The following is a 6,429-nucleotide window of genomic DNA, read 5'->3' as shown; positions in this document are numbered from 1 at the left end:
CGCCCTCAGGACCAGTCTGCAACGTGCGCGGCTGGCCGAAGATAAGATGCGCCGCTGCACCTCGGAGTTCTCGATGGTGATGACGCAACATTTCACGGATTGGCGGCTGACCCCCGCAGAGCGGGACGTCGCGGTCTTTTTGGTCAAAGGACTAAGCACCCGCGACATTGCGGAACTGCGCGGCACCTCAGAAGGGACAATCAAGGCGCAGACAAACGCGATTTATCGCAAGGCTGCCGTCACCGGGCGCACACAGTTGCTCAGCACCTTCATTGAAGATCTGATGGATGACGCATTGATGCCCGCGGAGGCCCTGCAAACTGTGGCTGTGAAGGGTTCGACTATAGGCGCTGCAACCAGAACAAACGCCGCCCCCGCTTAATCGCCTGAGGAAAAGCCCCCAACAAAGCAGGTTGCCCCTTCATGATCCAAGCAATTCTTCTATCAGTTCTGGTCGTCAGCATCTGCACGGCGATCCACTATTTCGTGCTCAAATGGGTTTCCGATACCATCGCGCAGCGCAAAAGAGCTGCGCATGGCCAGAACCTTGGCTTGGCCATCGGCGCAATCACAATCGCGCATGTCATCGAGGCTTTCATCTATACGCTGTTCTTCCTTTGGGCTGTGCAGGGTTTGCAAATCGGCGCGCTGAACGTCTCCGGCCCGGCGGGCAAGCCCACCACGATGATGGATTATTTCTATTTCTCGCTGGTCAACTTCACCACCTTAGGGCGGGGCGACTTGACCCCCGTGGGGCACCTGCGCTTCCTTACCGGGATAGAAGCATTTCACGGCTTTCTCATGATAACGGCGTCAGGAAGCTTCGTGCTACAGATCATGGGGGGACGCGCCCCCCTGTCGGACAAGGGATGACCCAAGTGGTTCGACTCATTCTCTTTCCCGATAGAGAGCGCATAGGCGGCCCACCTCCAACCCGTCATCGGCAGTTGGGATCGGCCCCGGCAGGACATACCTACACGCCTCGGACATCGGCGCGCCCTGTCCCCCGTGGCAGCATCAATCGCAATTTATCCCGATAAGGCATGACATGAACAGAAGACAATTCCTTGCCAGCGTCTCAGCCGCGACGGTCCTGCCACTGCCGGGCCTCGCTGGTCAAACGCCCCTGAAGCTGAGGGCCGAGGCCGTCACGCGTCAAATTCTTCCCGAAGGGGAAGGCGCCACCGCGATGCTGGGGTTCAACGGGTCGATGCCTGGGCCGGAACTCAGGGTGAAGCGCGGGGAGCGGGTCTCAATCGAGGTCAAGAACGGGCTCGAAGAGGGCACCGCCGTGCATTGGCACGGCATCCGGTTGGAAAACCGGATGGATGGCGTTCCGGTCCTGACGCAAGACCTGATTAACCCCGGTGACAGCAAGACCTACAGCTTCGTCCCGCCCGACGCGGGGACCTACTGGTATCATTCGCACTACATCTCGCAAGAGCAGGTGGCGCGGGGTCTGATGGGGCCGCTGATCGTCGAAGACGACGCCCCCCTCGATCTGGACCATGACATCACCGTGATCCTGTCCGATTGGATCATCGACGAAGATGGCAGCCTTGTTGATGAATTCACCGACATGCATAGCGTCGCACATGCGGGCTATATGGGCAATTTCGCCCGCGGCTTCCTATCGCTAAGCGAGGTGCGGCAAGGTGATCGCATCCGCCTGCGGCTGATCAATGCGGCGACCAACCGTATTTTCCCCCTAAGCATCTCTGGCGTCTCTGGTTCGGTTGTCGCCTTGGACGGCATGGCACTGAGCCAACCCCGCGCGGCCACTGACCTCGTTCTGGCACCGGCCCAGCGGGCCGATCTGATCGTTGATGTCACCGGCCCGGTCGGCTTTGACATGCCCACGCGGCAGGAGCCTTACCGTCTGGCCGAATTGTCCATCTCCGGCGAGAATACGGATCGGCAATCTGGCCCTCTGCCGACACTGGCGGCACCGGACCGCCCGGCACCGGGCACCCCCTCCCAGCACCTGACGCTGACCATGATGGGCGGTGCCATGGGCGGTCGGCACGGCGGGGCCAATATCTGGTCCTTCAACGATGTCTCGGACCTGCCACAGGACCCCTTTGCCGCCATCGAACGCGGCGAAACGGTGCGGATCACCTTGGTTAATGAAACCGCCTTTTCACATGGCATTCATCTGCATGGGCACCACTTCTATGAGATGGCGCTTGACGGCCGCCTCGGCGATCTGCGCGATACAACCTTGGTCGCTGCCGGGGAAAGCCGCGATGTTCTCTGCGTCTTCGATAATCCGGGGCGCTGGTTGATCCATTGTCATATGTTGAGCCACGCCATCGGGGGAATGCGCACATGGGTAGAAGTCGCATGAAACGGATCGCTTTGATTTTCTGTGCCGTCGCATCTGCCGCGCAGGCCGATCACGAACTCGACGGCCGCGATCTCGTCGCGGGACGCGCGCTCTACGCCGAGAACTGCGCCGCCTGCCATGGCGCAGACCTCGAAGGACAGCCCGACTGGCGAACGCCAGACGAAGATGGTGTGCTGCCCGCGCCGCCGCATGATGCAACGGGGCATACTTGGCACCATGATAATACGCTGCTGTTCGACTACACCAAGCTCGGGGGCGAGGTTGCGCTGGCGTCCCGGGGCGTGAAGGGTTTCAACAGCGGCATGCCCGCCTTCGGTGAGGTAATCTCAGACGAAGATATTTGGACCATACTGGCTTATATCAGGTCGACCTGGCCACCGCGCTCAAAGGCTGCTCAGGCCAGCCGAAATCGACCCCATTGAGAGCCGGCAACTTTGCTGGGGCTCGGCCCCCAAACTGACACCGATAAGCAGTAGGGGCTAAAATGTGCCACCTAAACGACCAGAAAATGCGACCATTCGTCTAAGCCTCGGCATCGGACGAAAGAGAGCGCTTCGGTCATTCGCTGAAACCTTGTCGAACGACCGCTAAGGGCCGTCCTCTGCAAAGAATGCGATGCTGCGACTGCGAATAGCTTCAAGCTCGGCACGGTCACAACGGGCTCAAAGCGGACGTAGCGCTTCGAGGCTCAGAAACGCTCAGCCGTGGTGTAGCCGTCGAGAGATCGACGGATGTTGTTCAGAGGCTAAGAGCCTTCTCTGCCTCGCTGTGTTCAAAGGCATCTGCGAGAGATTTCAGATCTTCTCCACCAACACCGAATTGCCGCATGAGAGGTCTCCACCGGTTGGCGATGAGTGAGGCCATCGCACGCACCCGCTTGCGCGCCTCGTGCTCCGATAGATCGAAGAACTCCGCAGCGGCCACCGCAAGATCGAGTGACGCCTTAAATGGCCCTCCTTCTATGATCGCCGTCTCGAGATAGCGATGGCGTCCCGCTTGTGGGTTCACATCAAAGAGCGGAGAGAGCCGCCAAAGGCCGTTGTCGGCATAGATGAAGCCGTGGTTCTTCAGGTGATCATCCGTGTTGGTGACAAGGACGTTGAAGGCCATTCGTGCCCAAAGTTCATGCAGATCTGCCCGCCCAGCCTTACTGATCATCCGGATCGCCTCTGCAATCTCTGTATAGGAGCCTGGCTTCGCTCCGGATCGATTAAGAGCTGTGCGGGCTGAAAAATATGGGACACGCGCGCCCGCTCGCCGATCGAAGCGCCTGATCAGGGCCACTGGATGGTCCGAGTTTTCCAACATCAACTGAGCGTCTGGCGCGCGCAGGCCGCATTCCCGCGCCAACTGTAAGGTCGCGACCTCGATGCGCTCCACAGGGCTCTGGTCTCTCAAGGATGAGAACTTAGCAATCCAGAGCGCGTCGCGGTCTTGCACATTTACCTTGGGTCGGGCGCCGCCAATCGAGCCGCCAGCGCCTGCGATCAGGCGCAGATCCTCGCTCGACACCTCGCGTCGCTGCTCGCCCCTGACCGCAATGTTCCGGAGTGCGTCAAGCTGGTTGATGTTCGGCACCGGTGCGCGATGTCCAATGATGATCCCGCCGTCTTCTCCAGTGAAGCGGAGTGCACCCTGACGCGTGGTATCATCTAATAGGGTAAGCATGTCGAATTCACTGAGGTCCGCGCCGTGAACGCGCGCCATTAAGAGGCGCCCCCATGCATCAGGCGTTGCATCTTGAAGGACGGAAGGCAGGCTGTCGCGCTGATCGCCTGTGGATGCCTTAGACACATAGGAGGGCGTTAATCCGAGCGGCAGCTGAGGTGCGATCGCGAAGGCACGCGCATCGTTCAGCCATCTCTCGAAATATTGAAACTCGGAATGATGGCGGCGCGACCCTTGGGTGAACCGCAGCTTACCGACCGGCAAGAGTGCGCTTCCAAGACAGACATGGGTGACCTTCTGTTCCGGGGTGCCCGGGGCCATCAGAAGCCTACGCCTTCGTCATCATCATCAACGTCGGCCTCATGGCGGCTATCCGGAGCTCGTGCGCCGCCACGCTTTACATAGGATGTCCCCCGCTTAGGAATTGCGTCGAGTGCGAGGGACAGGCCCACAGCATCCTCTTCTATTCGCAGGATCTCCGCGAGGGCATCGGGCTCGCCGAGCGCCGCAAGCACCCCGGCCAGTTTCCCGATGCCCACGCCAGCATCGCCCCGCTCCAGACGCTGTATCGTCTTTTCTGACACGCCTGCGCGTTCGGCGAGATCGAGCATGGCAAGACGACGCGCGAGGCGCGCCTGCTTGATGTTACGGCCAAGGTCTACCAAAGCCCTCTGGGCACGAAGATTCGACATTACTGGTCTTATGTGGCTTATAAAAGATGATTAAAGGTCATATATGACCTATTAACCCGTGAACTTCAACTAACAAGGTCAAAGCTGGCCGATGCGCGGCGTATCGGTGCCAGATATGGACGAGTTCTTGCCGCTGTCGGCATCCGCACCGCCACTGCGGGTGGGGGTTTTTCCAGAGATCAATAACACTACGGCGCCGTGGGCAGGGTCTAATCTCCAAGCCTGTTCTTGGCTTCGGGAAGGTCTTTATCATAGACAAGGTTCCCGTCCTCATCGAGGCCAACTCCAAGCCCAAGGCGCCGCAGTCGTTCGAAAAACGCTTCCTCATCGGGCCCAGGCTGGCCCATCTTCTCTATAAACCATTCCTCCCACTCGGGGTCTGATTCATCCGGTATTGGGTCTGTCATCCCGGTGCTCCTACTCTGCTGAACCGAGTTTATCACAAAATTGACGCTAAAACCGGCCGGCGCTAAATCCGCCCGAGTGCCGTCTTAGCTAAGTTGGTTAAAGCGCTTGATTGTGGATCAAGGGTTCGCAAAATCGAGATTAACGGATGCCGCCCCCCCCCTTCTGCGACATGAGTGCTACATTAGCTGTAATGCACAGGAGAGGGTATGTTGACGTGTCATTCGATGCGGCTGAGCCGCGGGACCCAAAAGATCATAACGCGAAAGAACGCCGACCATGCGATCTGGGTAAGGAGATAAAGGATGGTGCACGTCGCATCGAAGATTCTCGGAACAGTGAACGCGCCATATGGTGCGAACCTATCCGCTTGTCAGCTTGCCACCGCAATCTCTGACATTGAGGCCGCTCAGTCCTTCATGGGGCCGGCCTTCTCCTTCTTCTCTGAAGTCTCCCCGGATCTTCAGCTTTCCTTCGTGTCAGAGATGGGACTGCCCCATGATAAGGTGCGGCAGGTCGCGGAGCACTTTCAGACGCTTTGCCCGTTCCCGTTGGCACTCGCTAAGTAGGAGCGGGTCTTCGTCACAAGCAAAAGGACCCCCTGTAAAACGCGTGGTTCGGTATGAACTGCGACAGAACTGTGCTATGCTCTATAGTGTTCAGTGTGAACCTGGGCGACGGCTCAAAGGAGGGGCAATGGCTATTTTTGACATCATCGTGTCGATCGCGTCGGTTGTTCTGGCTGGCGTGGCCATCGCCTATATGGCCTACTTGGCTCGGGTGAGCGGCCGAGATCGTCCGCACGATCCTGAGCGCTTGCGTCGATTTATCGCGAACGCGCCATACAACCTCGACGGTGAAAGACATAGCCAGAAAAGATGATCGGCTTTCTTGCAACTAAACTCTCCTCGGACGTCATCGTAACTGCAGAGATATCTTCTGCTTTCGGTAGCTAATCCAAGCAAGAAAATTTCAGACTGAATAATGACCAGTCTCTTCCTGGCATTCGAGCGCCGCAAAGATCATTCGAGCCGAGTAGGGTTTGAAATAGGAACTTTACATGTTCCTTTTGCGGTAGTGGCCTTCAACTCAATAGGCGCCGCAAGGAAACAAAAAGGCATTGTGGCGGCTGGATGACGTAAAATGAGACACGTTGGAAACAATCCATCAATAACCTTATCAGTTAGTCAAATTTCATTAGATAGAAGCTCAGACATGTCCTCGTTGCCGCCTCGGACGCCACTGCAATCGATATCAGCTGTGAGCCTGACTGACCGTCTTGTGCGTGAGTAGCTTCACACTCGCGGTCTGGGCGCG

9 protein-coding genes are annotated in these 6,429 nt (G+C 58.1%); 6 read left to right on the top strand and 3 right to left on the bottom strand.

Annotated elements, in window-relative coordinates:
* The 4 genes from FCK22_RS07375 to FCK22_RS07360 form a co-directional block, all read left to right on the top strand.
* Positions 1-382: LuxR C-terminal-related transcriptional regulator (locus tag FCK22_RS07375; RefSeq protein WP_136720354.1), on the top strand; the 382-nt coding region annotated here is incomplete at its 5' end.
* A gap of 41 nt (positions 383-423) precedes the next feature.
* Positions 424-873, top strand: a complete 450-nt coding sequence (locus FCK22_RS07370; protein WP_136720344.1) for an ion channel — start codon at positions 424-426, stop codon at positions 871-873.
* A 175-nt stretch (positions 874-1,048) separates the two neighbouring features.
* Positions 1,049-2,347, top strand: a complete 1,299-nt coding sequence (locus FCK22_RS07365; protein ID WP_136720343.1) for a multicopper oxidase family protein — start codon at positions 1,049-1,051, stop codon at positions 2,345-2,347.
* Complete coding sequence (locus FCK22_RS07360) at positions 2,344-2,769, top strand: c-type cytochrome (protein ID WP_136720342.1); 426 nt, start codon at positions 2,344-2,346, stop codon at positions 2,767-2,769. The genes FCK22_RS07365 and FCK22_RS07360 overlap by 4 nt, the downstream gene beginning before the upstream one ends.
* Positions 2,770-3,085: 316 nt before the next feature.
* On the opposite strand, the gene FCK22_RS07355 is transcribed toward FCK22_RS07360, so the two are convergent.
* The 3 genes from FCK22_RS07355 to FCK22_RS07345 all read right to left on the bottom strand — a co-directional run bounded on the left by FCK22_RS07355 (position 3,086) and on the right by FCK22_RS07345 (position 5,114).
* Complete coding sequence (locus tag FCK22_RS07355) at positions 3,086-4,336, bottom strand: HipA domain-containing protein (RefSeq protein ID WP_136720341.1); 1,251 nt, start codon at positions 4,334-4,336, stop codon at positions 3,086-3,088.
* Positions 4,336-4,707, bottom strand: a complete 372-nt coding sequence (locus FCK22_RS07350) for a helix-turn-helix transcriptional regulator (RefSeq protein WP_136720340.1) — start codon at positions 4,705-4,707, stop codon at positions 4,336-4,338. The genes FCK22_RS07355 and FCK22_RS07350 overlap by 1 nt, the downstream gene beginning before the upstream one ends.
* A 209-nt stretch (positions 4,708-4,916) precedes the next feature.
* Positions 4,917-5,114 carry a hypothetical protein gene (locus FCK22_RS07345; RefSeq protein WP_136720339.1) on the bottom strand — a complete coding sequence of 66 codons (198 nt, stop codon included), beginning with the start codon at positions 5,112-5,114 and terminating at the stop codon, positions 4,917-4,919.
* 303 nt (positions 5,115-5,417) lie between these two features.
* On the opposite strand from FCK22_RS07345, the gene FCK22_RS07335 reads away from it, so the two are divergent.
* Together FCK22_RS07335 and FCK22_RS07330 are read left to right on the top strand one after the other, a co-directional pair.
* Positions 5,418-5,681: a hypothetical protein gene (locus FCK22_RS07335; RefSeq protein WP_136720338.1), complete on the top strand. Its 264-nt coding sequence runs from the start codon at positions 5,418-5,420 to the stop codon at positions 5,679-5,681.
* Positions 5,682-5,808: 127 nt separating this feature from the next.
* The gene (locus FCK22_RS07330) at positions 5,809-5,994 is read left to right on the top strand and encodes a hypothetical protein (RefSeq protein ID WP_136720337.1); all 186 of its coding nucleotides are present in this window, start codon (positions 5,809-5,811) and stop codon (positions 5,992-5,994) included.
* Positions 5,995-6,429: the final 435 nt, after the last annotated feature.

Source organism: Sulfitobacter sp. 15WGC (assembly GCF_005068605.1).
Taxonomy (GTDB): Bacteria; Pseudomonadota; Alphaproteobacteria; order Rhodobacterales; family Rhodobacteraceae; genus Sulfitobacter; species Sulfitobacter faviae.
Note: the sequence above shows the minus strand (reverse complement) of the source record. Positions and strands in the feature narration are given on the sequence as shown.